Genomic DNA, 18,842 nt, shown 5'->3' with positions numbered 1-18,842 from the left:
GCTCAGTCCCTGCGCACATCCTTGAGCCGGTAGAGCGTCTCGAGCGCCTCGCGCGGCGAAAGATCGTCTGGATTGATCCCATCCAGCATGGCAAGAAGCGCTTCATGAGCGCTGGCCGGCGCAGCGTCTGACGCCAGTTCATTTTCCGCCTGCCGGATCGCCGCAGAGAAAAGCGGCAAATCGTCAATCAGGGTCCCGGCTCCGGGGGTCGAGGCCCCGCCTGCTTCCAGCCGCTCCAGAACCGTCCTCGCCCTTGCCAGCACGCTTTTCGGCAGACCGGCGAGGCGGGCAACCTGCACACCGTAGGAGCGATCCGCGGCGCCCTTGCCCACCTGATGAAGGAAGATGACTTCGCCCTCCATCTCCTTCACCCGCATGGTAACATTGGCGAGCCGGGGCAAGGTCTCCGCCAGCGCCGTCATCTCGTGGAAGTGTGTAGCGAAGATCGCGCGGCAGCGATTGGTTTCGTGCAGATGCTCGGCCGTCGCCCAGGCGATCGACAACCCATCGAAGGTCGATGTGCCGCGGCCGATCTCGTCGAGAATGACGAGCGACCGCTCACCCGCCTGATTCAGGATCGCCGCCGTCTCGACCATCTCGACCATGAAGGTCGAACGGCCACGCGCCAGATCATCCGACGCACCGACACGGGAGAAAAGTCGGTCGACAATGCCGATTGTGGCTCTGGTGGCCGGGACATGAGCGCCCATCTGCGCGAGAATCGCGATGAGCGCGTTCTGACGAAGAAAGGTGCTCTTACCACCCATATTCGGACCGGTCAGAAGCCAGAGCGCCCCCGCTTTCGCGCCCTGGGGCGGTGAGAGCGTGCAGTCATTGGCGATGAAAGCGTCGCCCTGCTGTGCGCGGAGCGCGGCCTCGACCACGGGATGACGTCCGCATTCCACCTCGAAGGCGAGGCTTCCGTCGATCGTCGGCGCGCACCAGTTCTCGATATCGGCAAGTTCAGCCAATGCTGCGGAGACATCGAGAATGGCCAGAGCTTCCGCACCGATCCGCAAACACTCGGTTTCTTCAAGGACGGCACCGACAAGACGCTCGAAGATCGCTGTTTCAATTGCCAGGGCACGGCCGCCTGCATCGGCGATGCGGCTTTCCAGATCGGCCAGCTCAGTGGTCGTGAAGCGCATCGCATTCGACATGGTCTGCCGATGGATGAAACGTGCTTTCGCCTCGCCCTCCGTCAGCTTCAGACCGTGGCTCGACGGCACTTCGATGTAATAGCCGAGCATATTGTTGTGGCGGATCTTCAGCGTCTTGATCGCCGTTTCCTCGGCAAGCTCGGCCTGCATCACCGCAATCACACGGCGGCTGTCCGACGCCAGGGCGCGCTGTGCATCGAGCTCTTCATCGAACGCTTCCCCGACAAAACCGCCGTCACGGGCCAGAAGCGGAAGATCGGTCGCGAGCGCCTTCCCCAGAAGATCACCGATTTCCTCCGGCAAGGCGTGCAGGGCTTGGCGAGCGGATTGCAACTCCTCAGGCAATTCGACATCGGCCAACCGATCGGCGAGTTCGCGACCGGAGGACAGCGCCATTCGGATCGCGCCAAGATCACGCGGGCCGCCCCGGCCGAGCGACAGGCGTGAAAGAGCGCGCATCAGGTCGGGAACGCCGCGAAGGGCGGAGCGGAGGCCGTCCCGCAAGGCATTTTCCTGCCGCAGGAACGTTACCGAGCGTTGGCGCCGAAGGATGCGCTCCGGGTCGGTCAGGGGGGCTGCGAGACGTTCTGCCAAGAGGCGCGCGCCGGGGCCGGTGACCGTTCGATCAATGACCTTAAGGAGGCTGCCTTCCCGGCTGCCGCCACTGGTTCGAGTCAGTTCAAGGCTGGTCCGGGTCGCCGCGTCGATAAAGAGTGTGGAAGCGCCCTCTTCGCGTTGCGGCGGCGACAGGGGCACGCGCGCGCCGAGCTGCGTCTTCTCCACCCACGCCACGACCCCGCCCATGGCGCTCAGCTCGGACCGTGAGAACTGACCGAAACCATCCAGCGTCGAAACCGACAGCACCCGGCAAATCCTGTCACTTGCCGAAGCGCTTTCGAAAAGCGCATTCGGCTGCGGATTGGCAAGGCGTCCCAGCGCATCCCAGGTGGGCCGCAGGTCCGGGTCTTCGAAGAGGGTCTGCGGCACCAGAACCTCGCGGGGGTCGATCCGCAGAATGTCGGACAGCAGGCGCTCGCCTGCACTCGTGGCGGTGCGGAAGGCGCCGGTCGAGATATCGATCCAGGCAAGGGCCGGTTTCTCTTCCCCCTTCACCCGACCGACAGCCAGAAGCCAGTTCGGCTCGCCTGGGTCCAGAATATTCTCTTCCGTGATCGTGCCCGGCGTAACGAGGCGGGTCACATCGCGTCTGACCAGAGCCTTGCCGCCGCGCTTTTTTGCTTCTGCCGGATCTTCGACCTGTTCGCAGACCGCCACACGATGTCCCGCGGCAATCAGCTTTTGCAGATAGTCGTTCGCGGCATGAACCGGCACGCCCGCCATGGGAATATCCCGGCCAAGGTGCTGGCCCCGCTTGGTGAGGGTGATGCCGAGCGTTCTCGCCGCCACTTCGGCATCTGTAAAAAACAGTTCGTAAAAGTCTCCCATCCGATAGAAAAGCAGACTATCCGCATTCGCGGCCTTGATCTCGATGAACTGTTCGATCATCGGAGTAGCGCTGGCCCGGCTGTCCGCGGAGATCAACTCATTTAGGGGGATGGTCGGTTGCGGTTCTGCCATAAGGGGGTAACACTCTTTCCCGCCGTTGGGTCGAAAGCCGACGGTGGAGGACACCTATGCCGGTCATGGATTTGCATGTCCAGAGATCGGGCGGACGCAAACGAATAAGAGCTGGGGAGGACACATGGCAAAGCCGAGCGGAGAAGACGGACCATCGATCACTGAAGAGGAGGCTCTGGATTTCCACGCCTCGCCGCGACCGGGCAAGCTCGAGATCGCGCCCATCAAGCCGATGGCCACCCAGCGTGACCTCTCCCTAGCCTACTCTCCCGGCGTGGCTGTTCCCGTCAAAGCCATTGCCGAAACGCCCGACCGCGCCTTCGACTATACCTCGCGCGGCAATATGGTCGCCGTCATCACGAACGGCACCGCCATTCTGGGACTCGGCAATCTCGGCGCCCTCGCATCGAAGCCGGTCATGGAAGGCAAGGCCGTCCTCTTCAAGCGCTTCGCCGATGTCGATTCCATCGATCTCGAGGTCGACACCGAAGATGTCGACGAGTTCATCAATTGCGTGCGACATCTCGGCCCCTCCTTCGGAGGCATCAATCTGGAAGACATCAAGGCGCCCGATTGCTTCATCATCGAGCAGCGCTTGCGCGAATTGATGGATATTCCGGTCTTTCACGATGATCAGCACGGCACGGCCATCATCGCCGCGGCAGGCCTCATCAACGCGCTTCATCTGACCGGCCGCAAGATGGAGGATGCCCGTCTCGTCGTGAACGGTGCCGGCGCCGCCGCCATCGCCTGCGTCGAACTGGTCAAGGCGATGGGCTTCACGCCCGAAAACGTCATCATGTGCGACACCAAGGGCGTAATCTACAAGGGCCGCGACCACGGCATGAACCAGTGGAAAAGCGCCCACGCCGTCGAGACCGACCGGCGCACGCTCGAAGAGGCGATGGAAGGCGCCGACGCCGTGTTCGGCCTTTCGGTGAAGGGGGCCTTTACCGAAAAAATGATCGCGTCGATGGCCGAACAGCCGATCATCTTCGCGATGGCGAACCCCGATCCGGAGATCACGCCTGAAGAGGTTCTTCGCATCCGCAGCGATGCGGTCATGGCCACCGGACGCTCGGATTATCCGAACCAGGTCAATAATGTTCTCGGTTTTCCCTACATCTTCCGCGGCGCATTGGATGTGCGGGCCAGCACGATCAACGATGCCATGAAGATCGCCGCCGCTCAGGCGCTGGCTGAGCTGGCGCGCGAGGACGTGCCCGACGACGTTGCCGCAGCCTATCGCGGCACGCGACCCCGCTTCGGCCGCAACTACATCATTCCGGTGCCCTTCGATCCGCGCCTCATCTCTTCCATTCCCATGGCGGTTGCCCAGGCTGCCATGGATAGCGGCGTTGCCCGTAAACCGATCGTCGACCTGGAAAAGTACACCCAGCACCTGGCCGGACGCCGCGACCCGATCGCCTCGACCCTGCAGCGCATCTACGACAGGGTACGCCGCCAGCCGAAGCGCGTCGTCTTCGCCGAGGGCGAGGAGGAACAGGTGATACGTGCGGCGATCTCCTATGCCAACCAGAAGCTGGGCACCGCCATCCTACTCGGCCGCGAAGACCGCATCGAGGAGACGGCGAAGCAGAACGGGATCAATCTGGACCGACCGGGTATCGAGATCGTCAATGCCCGCAAATCGGAACGTGTCCCCGCCTATACCGAGCATCTCTACGCCCGCCTGCAGCGCAAGGGTCACTTGCAGCGCGACGTCCTGCGCATGATCAACAATGACCGCAATCACTTTGCGGCCTCCATGGTGGCGCTGGGCGATGCGGACGGAATGGTTTCCGGCGTCACACGCAATTATTCCACCGTCCTCGATGATGTCCGGCGCGTCATCGATACCATGCCGGGCCATCGCATGATTGGCGTTTCCATTGCGCTATGTCGGGGTCGCACGGTTCTGATCGCCGATACCGCCGTTCATGAAATGCCGGATGCGGAGGCTCTCGCCGATATTGCCGAAGAGGCTGCGGGTATCGCCCGACGCTTCGGCTATGAGCCGCATGTCGCTATGCTGGCCTATTCGACCTTCGGCCAGCCGCCCGGCGAGCGCAGCGACAAGGTTCAACAGGCCGTAAAGGTGCTGGAACGGCGCGGCGTCGATTTCGAATTTGACGGCGAGATGGCCGCCGATGTCGCACTCAATGCCGATCTGATGGAGCAATATCCGTTCACCCGCCTGTCACGTCCGGCCAACGTCTTGGTCATGCCGGCCTTCCATTCCGCTTCGATCGCAACGAAGATGCTGCAGGAACTCGGCGGCTGCACCGTGATCGGTCCGCTGCTGGTCGGCTTGGAGAAGAGTGTTCAGGTCGTCTCTCTCGGAGCGAAGGATTCCGACATCGTCAATATGGCCGCCATCGCGGCCTATAACGCGACGAACTGACCAAACGCGCAGATGGATTGGAAATGGGTGGCGAAACCGGTTAGGTAGCGCCACCCTTTTTCGATTCCTGAACCGGAGCCTTTATGCGTCATCCCGCCCTTAAGCTCGACGAGGTGATCGATGCGGAGGCCCTGCGCGACACGCTCTCCGCATTGACCAAGGAGCGCGGCGGTGAAGGCTCGGACCCGGCGATCCGCGCCGAGGTTCTGGCGGCTCTCAAAAGGGAGCTCGCAGCCGGACGGAAGCGGATCGAAGCCATGCTTCTGGAAGATCGGAGCGGCTATGCCTGCACACACCGGCTTTCCTTCCAGATGGATGAGATCATCCGCATCATCCACGATTTCGCCGTCACGCATGTCTATCGCGGCGCCAATCTGAGCGAAGGCGAAAAGATGGCTATCGTGGCGACCGGCGGCTATGGGCGGGACGCGCTCGCGCCCGGCTCAGATATCGATCTTCTGTTTCTTCTGCCTCACCGGCAGACCGCCCGGATCGAGCAGATCGTCGAATATATCCTTTACATGCTATGGGATCTGGGCCTGAAGGTCGGCCACGCGACGCGCAATATCGCCGAGTGCATCCGTCTCGCCAAAAGCGATGTCACCATCGCGACCGCCATGCTGGAAGCCCGCTTCATCTGGGGTGAAAAGTCCCTGTTCAAGGAGCTGGAAACACGTTTCGTCGAAGACGTGGAAAAGGCCGGGGGACGCGATTTCACTGCGGCCAAGCTGGCAGAGCGGGACGAACGCCATCGCAAGCATCACAATTCACGCTACAAGGTCGAGCCGAACATCAAGGAGGGCAAGGGCAGCCTCCGTGATCTTCAGACGCTCTACTGGATCGGAAAGTTCGTCTATCGGGTCGACAGCTCGCGCGATCTCGTCGGCAAGGGCGTCTTCACGCAGCGTGAATACAATCTCTTCCAGAGATGCGACGATTTTCTCTGGGCCGTCCGCTGCCACCTTCATTTCGTGACCGGACGAGCGGAAGACCGACTGGGCTTCGACTTCCAGCCCGAGATCGCAGAGCGGCTGGACTACCATGCCAAACCGGGTCTCTCTTCCGTCGAACGCTTCATGAAACATTACTTCCTCGTCGCCAAGGAAGTGGGTGATCTGACGCGTATCTTCTGTGCCGCGCTGGAGTTGGAACAGGCCAAGACCGCACCGGGCATCGCCGCGGGGCTGGTCCGTCCGTTCACCCGGCGCCGCAAGGCGGTCAAGGGCTATCCGGATTTCGTCATCGAAAATGGGCGGCTGAACGTTGCGGACGCAGAGGTCTTCGAACGCGACAATGTGAACATGGTCCGCCTGTTCTGGCTGGGCGACCGCGAGGAGCTGGAATATCACCCGGATGCGTTGAGCCTCGTGACCCGTTCGTTGAAGCTCGTGACGCGCGAACTGCGTCGCAACGAGGAGGGAAACCAGCTCTTTCTGGACATCCTGACCAGCCGCAAGGACCCCGAAATCCAGCTTCGCCGGATGAACGAGACGGGTCTTCTCGGACGCCTGATCCCGGATTTCCGCAAGGTCGTGGCGATGATGCAGTTCAACATGTATCACCACTTTACCGTGGACGAACATTTGTTGCGCTGCATCGGGCATCTGGCCGAAATCGAAAAAGGTCATTTCGCCAGCGATCACCCGCTCGCAACGGAATTTTGCCAGGATCTGTCGGATACGCAGCGGCGTATCCTCTACGTCGCCATCCTACTGCATGACATTGCAAAGGGCCGCCCGGAAGATCACTCGATCGCCGGCGCGCGCATCGCCAAAAAGCTCGGACCCTATATGGGCCTGTCGAAGTCGGAGACCGCCACCGTGCGGTGGCTGGTCCGCGAACACCTGACCATGAGCATGGTCGCCCAGAGCCGCGACCTGAACGACCGGAAGACGATCGAGGATTTCGCCGAGGTCGTCCAGTCCGTCGACCGGCTCAAGCTGCTGCTGATCCTGACCGTGTGCGATATTAGCGGAGTCGGCCCGGGCGTCTGGAACGCCTGGAAGGGTCAGCTTCTGCGCCAGCTCTACGCCGAAACGGAGCTACTGCTGACCGGCGGTTTCTCGGGCGCCAGCCGCGCGAGGCGGATCGAGGGGGCGCGCCAGAGGCTGAGCGAAGGTCTCTCGGAATGGCCGGAAGCAGAACGTGAAGCCTATGCGCAACTGCACTATCCCGCCTATCTGCTCGCCGTCGACCATGATGCCCAGCTTCGTCATGCGGCGTTCATTCGCAAGACGACAGAGGCAGGCGAGCGCTATGCGGTGGATGTTCGTACGCTCGCTTTCGAGGGCATGACGGAAATGACTGTCCTTGCAATCGATCATCCCCGTCTTCTTTCCATCATCGCCGCGGCCTGTGCCGCCTCCGGCGCCAATATCGTGGATGCGCAGATTTTCACCACGACCGACGGGCGGGCGCTCGATACGATCCGCATCGCCCGTGAGTTCGACACCGATGCCGATGAAATCCGGCGCGCACACTCTGTCGGGCGAACGATCGGCGAAGTGCTGAAAGGTGAGGCCCACATTCCCCAACTCAAGAAGCGCAGCCGAGGACGGCGAAAGGTCCGCGCCTTCTCCGTCTCGCCCGAAGTCTCGGTCGACAACACGCTGTCGAACGAATTTTCGGTGGTTGCCGTCGAAGGCCTGGATCGGACCGGACTGCTGTCGGATCTCACGCACGCCCTTTCCGACCTTAATCTCGACATCGCCTCGGCGCACATCACCACATTCGGCGAGCGTGTGGTCGATACATTTTACGTGACGGACCTGACAGGCGCGCAGATCGAATCTCCAACACGGCAGAAACGGATCACCGACCGACTCTGCGCAATCCTGAACCCCGCCTCGGCCGAACAGGCCGCTGCATAGAGGAAAACGGCCGATGAGCCTGGTTCGTAAATTCGCCTCTGTCGGCGGAGCGACGATGATGAGCCGTGTCCTGGGCTTCGCCCGCGAAGCCTTGATGGCGGCGGCGCTCGGTGCCGGGCCTTATGCCGACGTCTTCTTCGCCGCTTTTCGCTTCCCGAATCTCTTTCGGCGCCTGTTCGCCGAGGGCGCGTTCAACGCCGCCTTCGTGCCGCTCTTCGCCCGTCATTACGAGGGAGAGGGACGGCGCGATGCAGAGCGCTTCTCCACGGAAGTGTTCAGCGTTCTGTTCTCCGCACTGCTGTTGCTGACGATTTTGATGGAGCTGGCAATGCCGCTCATCGTCGCCACCGTGGTTGCGCCCGGTTTTGCCGACGATCCCGACAAGTTCGACGCTACCGTCACCCTGTCGATGATCATGTTTCCCTATCTGATGTGCATGAGCCTGGCGGCCATGATGGCCGGCATTCTCAACTCGCTGCAGCACTATTTCGCCGCCGCCATCGCCCCGGTTTTCCTGAACGTCATTCTGATCGCCGTTCTCGGCGCGGCACTCTATGCCGGCACAGAGGCCGAGGCCGTCGCCCTCTGGATGAGCTGGGGCGTTCTTGCAGCCGGTCTCCTTCAGCTCGCCATCGTCACGATCGGGGCTCGAAAGGCAGGAATATTCGTTTCCTTCCGGATGCCTCGGCTGACGCCCAACGTCAAACGACTTCTGATCCTGGCGGGCCCCGCCGCTATCACCGGCGGGATCACGCAGATCAATCTGGTCATCGGGCAGATCATCGCCTCGCAGAAGGATGGGGCGATCTCGGTCCTGCAATATGCAGACCGCATCTATCAACTGCCGCTCGGCATTGTCGGCATTGCCATCGGCGTCGTGCTTCTGCCGGAACTGGCTCGAGCGCTCAGGGGCGAACGCCATGAGGAAGCGGCGCATCTGCAAAGCCGCTCTCTCGAATTCGCTCTGCTGCTGACGCTGCCGGCCTCCGCGGCGATCCTGACTGTTTCGCCTGAAATCGTCCGTGTTCTCTACGAGCGTGGCGCTTTCACCGAAGACACCACGGCGATCGTCTCGGCGGTGCTCGCCATTTTCGGGCTGGGGCTGCCTGCTTTCGTGCTCATCAAGTGTTTCCAGCCGGCCTTCTATGCGCGCGAGAACACCCGCATTCCGATGATTTTCTCGATGATTTCCGTCGCAGTGAACATCACACTCGCGCTCAGTCTGTTCCCCTCACTGGAAGAGCGCGGCATTGCAACGGCGGAAATCGCAGCCGGCTGGACCAATGCGCTCGGTCTGCTCACCGTCCTGTTGATCCGTGGCCACTGGCGACCCGACCGTCAATTGCTGGGACGCCTGCCCCGCCTGCTTCTTTCGGCAGCGATCATGGGCGCGGCTCTCTGGTTCGCGTCGGGTTGGACGGCGCGCTGGTTCGGCGTCGGTGATTTCCTCGCCCATCTGGCCTCATTGCTCGTGCTGGTCGCTCTGGCCTGTGTCCTCTATTTCGGCCTCGCCTATGCGATCGGCGGCGTCGATCGTCACGAATTGCGGCGTGCCTTCCGCCGCCGCCGGGCGGGACCCGTCGAGGAGACGCCGCCCGACATGCTGGCGTAACGGAAATGGCGGCCGACCTTGGCGATAGCACTTGATCAGGCGCGCCTGCATCGTCCATAAGCCGTTGCGATTTTCCGGGCGCAATGCCCACCCTCAACCGAAGCTCCCATCATGACAGACAGCCCGTTCAAGCCCCTCGTCTTTTCCGGCGTGCAACCGACCGGCAGCCTGACGCTCGGCAATTATCTCGGCGCGATCCGCAAGTTCGTCGCGTTGCAGGAAGACAATGACTGCCTGTTCTGTGTGGTCGACATGCACTCCATCACGGCGCGGCTGGTTCATGACGATCTGAAAGAGCAAACCCGCTCGATCGCGGCGGCCTTCATCGCCTCCGGCATCGACCCGAAAGAGCATATCGTTTTCAACCAGAGCCGGGTGCCCGGCCACGCGGAACTCGCCTGGATATTCAATTGCGTTGCGCGCATCGGTTGGATGAACCGTATGACGCAGTTCAAGGACAAGGCCGGCAAAGACCGCGAGAACGCTTCGCTCGGTCTCCTGGCCTATCCCTCGCTGATGGCCGCCGACATTCTGGTCTACCGTGCGACCCATGTTCCAGTCGGCGATGACCAGAAGCAGCACCTGGAACTGGCGCGCGATATCGCGATCAAGTTCAACAATGATTTTTCGAGCCGGATCGAGGAAGCCGGCCTCGCCGTTCCGCTCACCATGGGCGAGGAAAAGGTGAACGCCTATTTCCCGGTGGTCGAGCCGCTGATCGACGGTCCCGCTCCGCGCGTGATGAGCCTGCGCGACGGCACCAAGAAGATGAGCAAATCCGATCCGTCGGACAATTCACGCATCAACATGACCGACGATGCCGATACGATCGCCAAGAAGATCCGCAAGGCCAAGACCGACCCCGACGCCCTGCCGGGAGACGTTGAGGGCCTGAAGGGTCGACCCGAAGCCGACAATCTGGTTGGAATCTTCGCGGCGCTCTCGGACCGGACGAAAGCCGATGTCCTGAGCGAATTCGGCGGAAGGCAGTTTTCGGAATTCAAGCCGGCTCTCGCCGACCTGTCCGTCACCGTCCTCTCACCCATCGGCGACGAGATGCGGCGCCTGATGGCCGACCCCGGCGCTCTCGACGCGATCCTGCTCGATGGCGCCGAGCGGGCCAATGCGTTGGCGGAAAAAACGATGGCCGATGTCCGGGAGATCGTCGGGTTCGTGTAGAGGTGCAAAATGCTTGCCGCAATCGGGCGGGGCGTGATTAGGATATAGCCTCCGGCCCTGCGGCCGGTCGGGCGAAAGGGACGCGAATGGAAGAGATACCGGAGCGACTCAGCCGGAAGGCCGGCCGCAAGCGAAAGTTCCTCGCCATCATCGACGACACACCCGAATGCGAGCGGGCGGTGACCTATGCGGCCCATCGGGCGCAAGCGACATCGGGGACTTTGAAGCTTCTCTACGTGATCGAGCCGGAGCCGGGTGAATTCTCGCATTGGCTCGGCGTAGAAGAAAAGATGCGCGAAGAGGCGTGGGAAGAAGGCGAACGCCGACTGGCGGGCTTTCGCGAAGCGCTTGTCCGCCGCCTTGGCGTCGCCCCCGAGATCGAGATCCGCGAAGGCAAGCATTCCGAGCAGATCCACGAACTGATCCGTGACGACCCCGAGATCGTGATTCTGGTTCTGGCGACATCCGCATCGTCGGAAGGACCTGGCCCCCTCGTCGCCTCGATCGCGGGGCGCAGCGCAGCCTTTCCCATTCCGGTGACAGTCGTACCAGGCAACCTGTCTGACGAGGATATCGAAACACTTGCTTAGCATCGGCCCCGAAAGGGCCGACCGAATTTGCTTGAAGGCTCAGACCGCAGGGCCTACATTTAGAATAATTCTAAGATAGCCATCCGGGCTGACCGGAGAAAGAGCGCGACCATGTTTATCCAGACCGAAACCACACCCAATCCTGCCACCCTCAAGTTCCTTCCCGGCGAAGTCGTCGTGGGCGATGGGACCGAGGAGTTCAAGGATGCGCAGGATGCGGCAGACCGCTCGCCGCTGGCCGCTCGCCTGTTCGACGTGCCCGGCGTTACAGGCGTCTTCTTCGGTTATGACTTCGTCACCGTTACGAAGGACGAAGCGACGGCCTGGCAGCACATCAAGCCGGCCATTCTCGGCGCGATCATGGAACACTTCATGTCCAACGAGCCGGTTATGGCGGCTTCTGCCGGTCAGGCTCCTTCAGCGGTCGATGGCGAGGAGTTCTTCGATAAGGCCGATGCACCGCTCGTCGAGCAGATCAAGGAACTGCTCGATACACGTGTGCGGCCCGCCGTTGCGCAGGATGGCGGCGACATCACCTTTCGCGGCTTTCGCGACGGCGTCGTCTATCTCAACATGAAGGGCGCCTGCGCGGGCTGCCCTTCCTCCACCGCCACGCTGAAGCACGGCATTCAAAACCTGCTCCGCCATTTCGTCCCCGAAGTGGAGCAGGTCGAACAGGTCGTCGTCTGAAACGATTTCGGCACCCGAACGCTGAAACCGGCCTTTCGCAGGGAAGGCCGGTTTTTTAGTGCCGGACGCTGGACGAAAAAAGGTTGAGAACGAGCACGCCGGCAAGAATGAGGGCGACGCCGAGGAGCGCCGGCGCATCCAGCTTTTCGCCGAAACGGAACCAGCCGATCAGGGCGATCAGGACGATCCCCAGACCGCTCCATATGGCGTAGGCGATTCCGACCGGCAGAAGCCGGAAGGACAAGGACATGAAATAAAAGGTCGCCAGATAGCCGAGCCCCATCATGATCGTCGGCCATAGCCGGGTGAACTGTTCCGACTGTTTGAGCATGGTCGTGGCGAACACTTCAAATCCGATAGCGATGATGAGCCAGAAATAGGCTGTGGCAAGCGGCGGCATGTCTGAATTCCCTATTGGCTCGAAATGATGCTTCCGGTGCCTCCCTAAGACCTTACTGGCCTGTATGCGTCGATGTCGCAATGCTCGCGCCGAAAAAGCAAAAGGCCGGGTGTCCCCCGACCCCGGCCTTTCGGGCGCCGCCTGAAAAGGCGCGCCTTCCCCTCTCTTGGGGATTACATGACGATAACCTTCGCCCCGACCTCTGCGCGCTCGTAGAGATCGATCACATCCTGGTTGATCATGCGGATACAGCCGGACGACACATTGCCGCCGATCGACCAGTATTCCGGCGAGCCGTGCAGCCTGTACCCCGTGTCGCCGCGCTTGTTATAAAGGTAAAGCGCGCGCGCACCGAGCGGGTTCTTCAGACCGGGCGGCTGGCCATTGCGCCATTTGGCGGTGCGCGGATCGCGCTTGATCATTTCGGGAGGTGGCGTCCAGGTCGGCCATTTCCGCTTCGCGCCGATCCGAGCCTCGCCGCTCCAGGTAAAGCCTTCGCGGCCAACGCCAATGCCGTAGCGCATGGCCTTACCGCCTTCCATCACGAAGTAGAGATATTTCGCGGCGGTATCGACAATGATGGTGCCCGGCTTTTCCGTGGTTTCATAACGGACCAGAGCGCGGTGATATTTCCGGGCGACCTTCCCGGGCGGAACGCGCGGCACCGTGTAGGAGGCATCTTCCACAGCGTGGTAGGACATGCTGTAGGTACGGATCGTGCCGGTGGTGCAGCCCGCCAGCATGGCAAGCGCAAGACCAGCGCCGAGCAGAACGCGCATTCGCGGCATGGGCATCCTCTTGGAATCAAGGCGATCGCAGATCCGAACGCCACATTTCTGTCACAACCTATCTCTGACGCGCATATGGTTAGCAACAGGTTAACGGTAGGTGAGCTGCCGAGCCCACTCCTTGCGCGCAACAACGTTGCATCGATGCAACGTGTTTTGAAACGGAGGATGAGCGGCCGGAACTTTTCCTTCTCGAACGTTCATGGCATGTTCTTTCCATGAGTGTCGTTTCTCCTCTTCGATTCGCCCATCCTCTGGCTGACAGACGCCAGTCCGATCGCGCTATGCTCGTCAGACGCGGTGTGCAGCGGCTTTGCGTCGATCTCGGCGCGGCCGCTTTGCCGGAGGTCATGCTGCGCGGCGGGCGGCGGGCCGATCTTCTGATCCTGACGGCAAAGCAGGAGTTCTGGATCGTCGAGATCAAGACGAGCGTGGAGGATCTGCGATCCGATCATAAATGGCCCGATTATAGAGCTCATTGCGACCGGCTGTTTTTTGCCACTCATCCCGCCGTGCCGGCCGATATCTTTCCCGAAGACGCGGGTTTCATCCTTTCCGACGGCCATGGCGCAGAAGTTCTGCGCGATGCGCCCTGCCACAAGCTGGCAAGCGCAACCCGCAAATCCCTTCTGCAACGCTTCGCAAGACTGGCGGCAAACCGGCTGATGATGGCCGAAATGGCCGGGATCGATGTGCCCGGACTAGGGTTGGACGAGCTTGACGGCCAATAGCGTCACGTCCGCCGCTTGGCCCGCGCGGTCGGTTCAGCATTGGCGGGATCGTCCGGCCACACATGCTTCGGGTAGCGGCCTCTCATATCACTGCGAACATCCGCCCATGAACCGGCCCAGAAGCCCGGCAGGTCGGCTGTCGTCTGGATCGGTCGGTGGGCAGGCGAGAGCAATTCCAGCGTCAGCGGCACGCGATTGCCGATGGTCGGGTGCGATTGCAGCCCGAAAAGCTCCTGCACGCGAATGGAAACGACCGGCCCTCGTTCATCATCATAGCGGATGGGAATGGCGTTTCCCGTCGGAGCGCCGAAATGCGTCGGCGCGTTTTCGTCTATCTTGCGGTGCAGTTCGTACGGCAGACGGCTGCGCAGCGCATCGGCCAGTTTCGGCCGCAGGCCGTCGAGCCTCCCGGAGCCGTCGAGAAACGGGCCGAGCCATTCTTCAAGCGTATCGAGCAGGGTCTCGTCATTCATGGCCGGCCAGCTATCGCCATCATTGTGGTGAAGCCAACGGAGACGCTCCAATAGCCCCTTGGTCTTTTCCGTAAAGGGAAGAACATGCAAACCCGCCTGCCGGACTGCCGATAGGAGAGCCGCATCGGCCGTGGGCCCTTGCGCAATGCGCATCGGTTTTTCGGCGAGAGTGATCGCGCCGATTGCAATCCGCTCCCTGCCGCGGAGCCGACCGCTGTCGGGGTCGAACGAGGCCGTGGTGCTGGTTTCGATCTGTTCCGCCATGGTCCGGCGGACCATCTCTTCGTCAAGGGGCGCGGCGGCAAGGATGCGCGCTTGCGCCGCCTGCCCCGTCATATCCGCCACGACCAGCCACTCCTCGCCGGCAAGTGGATCGGTCTCCTCCAGCATGGCACCGCGGCCATTGGCGAGGAGATAACGGCCATGACCGCCGCGCCGGCGCGCGAGACGATCCGGGAAGGCGAGCAGAAGAAGCGCCCCGACGCTGACCTCACCGTTGGCTCTTTCTTTCGAGACGAAGCGCCGGGAGAGCCGATCGGCAAGATTGCGCGCGGCTTTGGCGCGCGGCGATGCGTCCCGATCGAATGCAGAGAGGCGTCGCTCGATGTCGGCCGCCATGCCGCCAAGCCCCCTTTCCGTCAGAAGGACGGCGAGCCGCGCTGCGATCTTTGCGTTCCCCTCCTCCCCTGCCTTCACGAGCATGAAAGCCAGCCGGACAGGCAATGCCAGTTCTCGCATGGCCTTGCCTGTCGGCGTGAGGCCGCCGCTGAGGTCGTCCAGCGCTCCAAGCATCACAAGCAGTTTCCTTGCTTCGCTCAAGGCCGGTCCGGGCGGCGGATCGAGAAAAGGCAATGTGCGCGGGTCCGTCACACCGAAAGCGGCGCTATCGAGCAGCAGGTTCGACAGGTCGGCTTCGATGATCTCCGGAGCGCCGTGGGCCGGCAGAGCGGCTGTTTGCGGCTCGGACCAGAGACGGATTGCGATGCCCGGTTCGGTGCGGCCCGCCCGGCCCGCACGCTGATCGATACTGGCGCGCGACGTCCGCACCGTCTCCAGCCGTGTCACGCCCGTATCGGGCTCGTATTTCGGCACACGGGCAAGCCCGGAATCAATGACCACGCGGACGCCATCGATGGTCACAGACGTCTCAGCGATCGGCGTTGCCAGCACGATCTTGCGCTGCCCGCTTTCGGCGGGACGGATCGCGGTATCCTGCGCGCGGCCGTCAAGACCGCCATGGAGAGGCAAAATCAGGACGTGCTCGGCAAGGGACGAGGGGATGGCTTCATGCAGAACTGTTTCGACGCGCCGGATCTCGGCCTGCCCCGGCAGGAAGGCCAGAATGGAGCCCTCTTCGTCCCTCAGGGCGGCGCGGATGGCCGACACGGTCGCGGCCTCGATCCGCTCATCCGGCTTACGTGGACGATGCCGGATATCAACGGGAAAGGTCCGGCCTTCGGTCTCGACGACAGGCGCATCGCCGAGGAGGGTGGCGACGCGAGCCGCGTCCAGCGTAGCACTCATGACCAGCAGACGAAGGTTGGGGCGTAGAGCGCCGGCCACGTCGAGCGCCAGCGCCAGGCCAAAATCGGCATCCAGACTTCGCTCGTGAAATTCGTCGAACAGCACCGCGGCGACACCGGAAAGCTCCGGATCGTCCAGAACCATTGCGGCGAAGACCCCTTCGGTGACGACGAGAATCTTCGTATCGGGGCTCGTGCGATTGTCCATGCGCATCGCGTATCCGACGGTCTGCCCGACCTCCTCTTCGAGAATTGCCGCCATGCGCCGCGCCGCGGCACGCGCGGCGAGTCGCCGGGGCTCCAGCAGGATGATGGTACCCTCGCCGCGCCAATCGGCACCGAGAAGGGCAAGCGGCACAAGCGTGGTCTTGCCGGCGCCCGGAGACGCGACGAGGACGGCGCGCTTTTCCGCCTGCAGCGCTGCAAGCAGCGGGGGCAGCGCTTCCCGCGCAGGAAGGGCAGGCAAATCGGCCATCGTCGGCCGGGGCGTGACTCTCATGTGGTTTCACCGATCACGACGATCGGCCCGCCGGCCGCCTCCGCATCCGCCAGGTCGTGGGTGACGAGAATGGCTGGAATGTGCGCGTTCCGGATCGCCGTGAATGTCAGTTCACGCATCGCCGCTCTCAGATCGGCGTCGAGGCTGGAGAACGGCTCGTCCAGCAGCATGGCTTCCGGCTGAGAAAGGAGTGTCCGCGCCAGCGCGACCCGCGCCTTCTGCCCGCCCGACAACGTCGCCGGGTCGCGGCTCTCCAGTCCAGGAAGGGCGATCTGGGCCAGAGCTTCCGCTACCCTTTCGCGGCGCGCTTGACGCCCCTTGATCGCATTCGGCAGGGCAAAAGCCAGATTCTGTCCGACATTCATATGCGGAAAGAGAAGCGCATCCTGAAAAAGCAGCCCGCAACGCCGCTCTGCGGCCGGGACCGTATCCAGCCGCCTGTCACCCAGCCAAACCTCGCCCTCTGCGTCGAAGGCCGGATCGAGAAATCCACCGATGTAAGCCAGAAGGCTGGATTTGCCGGTGCCCGACGGGCCCATCACGGTCAGAATTTCTCCCGGAGGCACCGACCGGTCGAGATTGAGCAGTGTCTTGCCAGCCAGAGCAATGCGAACGGCGCGAAACACGAGGTCAGCATCCTTCCCGCTGGTCTCCGACCTCATCTTCAGCACCCTGATCTCCTAACCCGCCATGGCCCGGCGATTTCGCCATAACAAGGCGGGCAGCATGGCGGCAATGGCGAACAGGATGAGCGGAGGCGCCGACTGAAAGAGAGCATAGGTCGATATGATACGGCGATTGCCACCCGCCGCGAGCGCCACCGCTTCCGTCGTCAGCGTCGGCAAACGGCCACCGCCGATCAGAACCGTCGACAGATATTGTCCAACGGACACAGCGAAGCCGATAGCGAAGGCTCCAAGGAGAGCATTAGCCATCATGGGCATCCTTATCCGGATGAAGACCGCCAGCGGAGACCGCCCAAGGGCGACCGCGACCTGTTCATATCGCGGGTCCATGGCCGCCCACGCATCCTGCATAGCGATCATAACGTAGGGCAGCACGAAGATCAGATGAGCGAAGGTCAGGGCGAAGTAACTTCCATCCGTGCCGGTCCGGATCGCAAGGAATTGCAAACCGAAGAGAAAGCCGACCTGCGGCAGAAGGAGCGGCAACCAGAGAATCGCCCTTGCAAGTTTGCCGGCTGGCGCGCGCGATGGTCTTGTCGCCAGGCGCAAGACCGCCAGAGCCAGGCCCAGTGCAGCCGAAGCAAAAGCGACATAAAGTGTCGTCAAGGCGGGGTCGGTGATCCCCTTCCAGGACTGCCGCCAGGACCTCAAGGTCCAGTCACCGGGCAGCACGTCTGGGAACGGCCAGAACCCGGCCAAAGACCAGAGAAACAGCGCCAGGATGCCTCCGATCAGGAGAAAAGCGGCACCCAAGGGAAGAGCGACCGCCAGCAATCGGAAAAGACCGTCGCGCCTCAGCCGCATCCCGCGGTCGCGAAGCAGAGACAAAAGAGCCGCAGCCACTCTTTCGAGACCCAACCAGAGAAGGATCGCGCCGAGCGTGACGCCAAGTTGCAGGAGCGCGCCGGCGCTGGCGACGAAGCGGAGCGACAGATCGGGATCGGCCATCCACTGCGCCAGCCGCACGGCGAGGGGTGCCGGAAGGTTGGGACCCAGAATAAGGGCGACATCGATCACCGACGAGGAAAAAGCGATGACGGCAAGAACGCCGAGACGGACCTGACGATAGAGCGGCTGCCATTGCAAAAAGAAGAATCCGGCCATGCGCCCATAGCCGAGCGAGGCGGCAAGGCGGCGACTTTGCACCACCGGTAATTGTGGCAGGGCGGCCAGGATAAGCAGAATCAGAAACGGTGTTTCCTTGAGAACCAGTCCCGCAATCAGCGAAAGGCCAGCCGCATCGCCGATCACGAGGATGTCGGGCGGGCGCTCTATTCCCGTCGCCCAGGGCGAGAGCAGACGCAAAATGAAGCCCGACGGGGCTACGAGAAAGGCAAAGGCAAAGGCCGCTGCAGCATGGGGAACGGCAAGTAGCGGCGCCAGCAGACGGCGCATCCTGCCAAAGGCCGCCGTGCCTGAAGCCGCTGCCGTGAAACCTGCCGCGAGGCCGAGCGCGATCGTCGCGGAAGCAAGACCCGTGATCAGCGACAGTGCGGCGCTCCAGCCAAGGCCGGGCGTTGCCAATAAGCGTCGGAATGGATCGATGGTGACCGTTTCGCCGCCGAGCACCGGCATGAAGCCGAAGGCGGGCATCACGGTGCCGATGACCCCGCCGACAACCGGCAGGGCCACGAGCCTAAGTGCAAGCCAAGAGAGAGA

The 18,842-nt window shown here is 62.4% G+C and carries 13 protein-coding genes; 7 read left to right on the top strand and 6 right to left on the bottom strand.

The genetic code is table 11. The features are described from left to right. Window positions 1-2: 2 nt before the first annotated feature. Window positions 3-2,738: a DNA mismatch repair protein MutS gene (gene mutS, locus D8780_RS00360; protein WP_425373615.1), complete on the bottom strand. Its 2,736-nt coding sequence runs from the start codon at window positions 2,736-2,738 to the stop codon at window positions 3-5. A 124-nt stretch (window positions 2,739-2,862) separates the two neighbouring features. Between mutS and D8780_RS00355 the strand changes: the two genes are divergently transcribed. The 6 genes from D8780_RS00355 to D8780_RS00330 all read left to right on the top strand — a co-directional run bounded on the left by D8780_RS00355 (window position 2,863) and on the right by D8780_RS00330 (window position 12,083). Further along, complete coding sequence (locus tag D8780_RS00355) at window positions 2,863-5,142, top strand: NADP-dependent malic enzyme (protein ID WP_121643850.1); 2,280 nt, start codon at window positions 2,863-2,865, stop codon at window positions 5,140-5,142. Window positions 5,143-5,225: 83 nt separating this feature from the next. After that, on the top strand, window positions 5,226-8,012 hold the full coding sequence (locus tag D8780_RS00350) for a [protein-PII] uridylyltransferase (protein ID WP_121643849.1): 2,787 nt from the start codon (window positions 5,226-5,228) through the stop codon (window positions 8,010-8,012). 13 nt (window positions 8,013-8,025) lie between these two features. Next, window positions 8,026-9,624, top strand: coding sequence for a murein biosynthesis integral membrane protein MurJ (gene murJ, locus D8780_RS00345; protein ID WP_121643848.1), 1,599 nt, complete (start codon window positions 8,026-8,028; stop codon window positions 9,622-9,624). A 111-nt stretch (window positions 9,625-9,735) separates the two neighbouring features. Then, window positions 9,736-10,803 (top strand): tryptophan--tRNA ligase, encoded by a 1,068-nt coding sequence (gene trpS / locus D8780_RS00340; protein ID WP_121643847.1) that lies wholly within the window; start codon window positions 9,736-9,738, stop codon window positions 10,801-10,803. Window positions 10,804-10,889: 86 nt separating this feature from the next. Beyond that, on the top strand, window positions 10,890-11,393 hold the full coding sequence (locus D8780_RS00335) for a universal stress protein (protein WP_121643846.1): 504 nt from the start codon (window positions 10,890-10,892) through the stop codon (window positions 11,391-11,393). 111 nt (window positions 11,394-11,504) lie between these two features. Next, entirely contained in the window at window positions 11,505-12,083 is a 579-nt protein-coding gene (locus D8780_RS00330) for a NifU family protein (RefSeq protein WP_121643845.1), read from the top strand. Window positions 12,084-12,138: 55 nt separating this feature from the next. Here the strand turns inward: D8780_RS00330 and D8780_RS00325 are convergent, their stop codons facing one another. Beyond that, the gene (locus D8780_RS00325; protein WP_121643844.1) at window positions 12,139-12,483 is read right to left on the bottom strand and encodes a DMT family transporter; all 345 of its coding nucleotides are present in this window, start codon (window positions 12,481-12,483) and stop codon (window positions 12,139-12,141) included. 173 nt (window positions 12,484-12,656) lie between these two features. Further along, window positions 12,657-13,271 (bottom strand): L,D-transpeptidase, encoded by a 615-nt coding sequence (locus tag D8780_RS00320; RefSeq protein ID WP_121643843.1) that lies wholly within the window; start codon window positions 13,269-13,271, stop codon window positions 12,657-12,659. Window positions 13,272-13,489: 218 nt separating this feature from the next. Here D8780_RS00320 and D8780_RS00315 point away from each other — a divergent pair, with 218 nt between their 5' ends. Further along, window positions 13,490-14,002 (top strand): MmcB family DNA repair protein, encoded by a 513-nt coding sequence (locus D8780_RS00315; RefSeq protein ID WP_121643842.1) that lies wholly within the window; start codon window positions 13,490-13,492, stop codon window positions 14,000-14,002. Between the two features lie 2 nt (window positions 14,003-14,004). On the opposite strand, the gene hrpB is transcribed toward D8780_RS00315, so the two are convergent. From hrpB to D8780_RS00300, 3 genes are read right to left on the bottom strand one after another with little or no spacing between them, the layout of a single operon-like run. After that, window positions 14,005-16,473, bottom strand: coding sequence for an ATP-dependent helicase HrpB (gene hrpB / locus D8780_RS00310; RefSeq protein WP_121643841.1), 2,469 nt, complete (start codon window positions 16,471-16,473; stop codon window positions 14,005-14,007). Window positions 16,474-16,493: 20 nt separating this feature from the next. Further along, window positions 16,494-17,159 carry an ATP-binding cassette domain-containing protein gene (locus D8780_RS00305; RefSeq protein WP_121646261.1) on the bottom strand — a complete coding sequence of 222 codons (666 nt, stop codon included), beginning with the start codon at window positions 17,157-17,159 and terminating at the stop codon, window positions 16,494-16,496. 18 nt (window positions 17,160-17,177) lie between these two features. Next, window positions 17,178-18,815: an ABC transporter permease gene (locus D8780_RS00300; protein ID WP_342633414.1), complete on the bottom strand. Its 1,638-nt coding sequence runs from the start codon at window positions 18,813-18,815 to the stop codon at window positions 17,178-17,180. Window positions 18,816-18,842: the final 27 nt, after the last annotated feature.

This window comes from Notoacmeibacter ruber (assembly GCF_003668555.1).
Lineage (GTDB): Bacteria > Pseudomonadota > Alphaproteobacteria > Rhizobiales > Rhizobiaceae > Notoacmeibacter > Notoacmeibacter ruber.
Note: the sequence above shows the minus strand (reverse complement) of the source record. Positions and strands in the feature narration are given on the sequence as shown.

Bases quoted from the DNA above. Each gene is read 5' to 3' on its own strand.
- trpS (WP_121643847.1), top strand. From the start codon at position 9,736: ATGACAGACAGCCCGTTCAAGCCCCTCGTCTTTTCCGGCGTGCAACCG.
- D8780_RS00350 (WP_121643849.1), top strand. From the start codon at position 5,226: ATGCGTCATCCCGCCCTTAAGCTCGACGAGGTGATCGATGCGGAGGCC.
- D8780_RS00335 (WP_121643846.1), top strand. From the start codon at position 10,890: ATGGAAGAGATACCGGAGCGACTCAGCCGGAAGGCCGGCCGCAAGCGA.
- D8780_RS00305 (WP_121646261.1), bottom strand. From the start codon at position 17,159: ATGAGGTCGGAGACCAGCGGGAAGGATGCTGACCTCGTGTTTCGCGCC.
- D8780_RS00330 (WP_121643845.1), top strand. From the start codon at position 11,505: ATGTTTATCCAGACCGAAACCACACCCAATCCTGCCACCCTCAAGTTC.
- hrpB (WP_121643841.1), bottom strand. From the start codon at position 16,473: ATGGCCGATTTGCCTGCCCTTCCTGCGCGGGAAGCGCTGCCCCCGCTG.
- mutS (WP_425373615.1), bottom strand. From the start codon at position 2,738: ATGGCAGAACCGCAACCGACCATCCCCCTAAATGAGTTGATCTCCGCG.
- D8780_RS00315 (WP_121643842.1), top strand. From the start codon at position 13,490: ATGAGTGTCGTTTCTCCTCTTCGATTCGCCCATCCTCTGGCTGACAGA.
- murJ (WP_121643848.1), top strand. From the start codon at position 8,026: ATGAGCCTGGTTCGTAAATTCGCCTCTGTCGGCGGAGCGACGATGATG.
- D8780_RS00325 (WP_121643844.1), bottom strand. From the start codon at position 12,483: ATGCCGCCGCTTGCCACAGCCTATTTCTGGCTCATCATCGCTATCGGA.
- D8780_RS00355 (WP_121643850.1), top strand. From the start codon at position 2,863: ATGGCAAAGCCGAGCGGAGAAGACGGACCATCGATCACTGAAGAGGAG.
- D8780_RS00320 (WP_121643843.1), bottom strand. From the start codon at position 13,271: ATGCCGCGAATGCGCGTTCTGCTCGGCGCTGGTCTTGCGCTTGCCATG.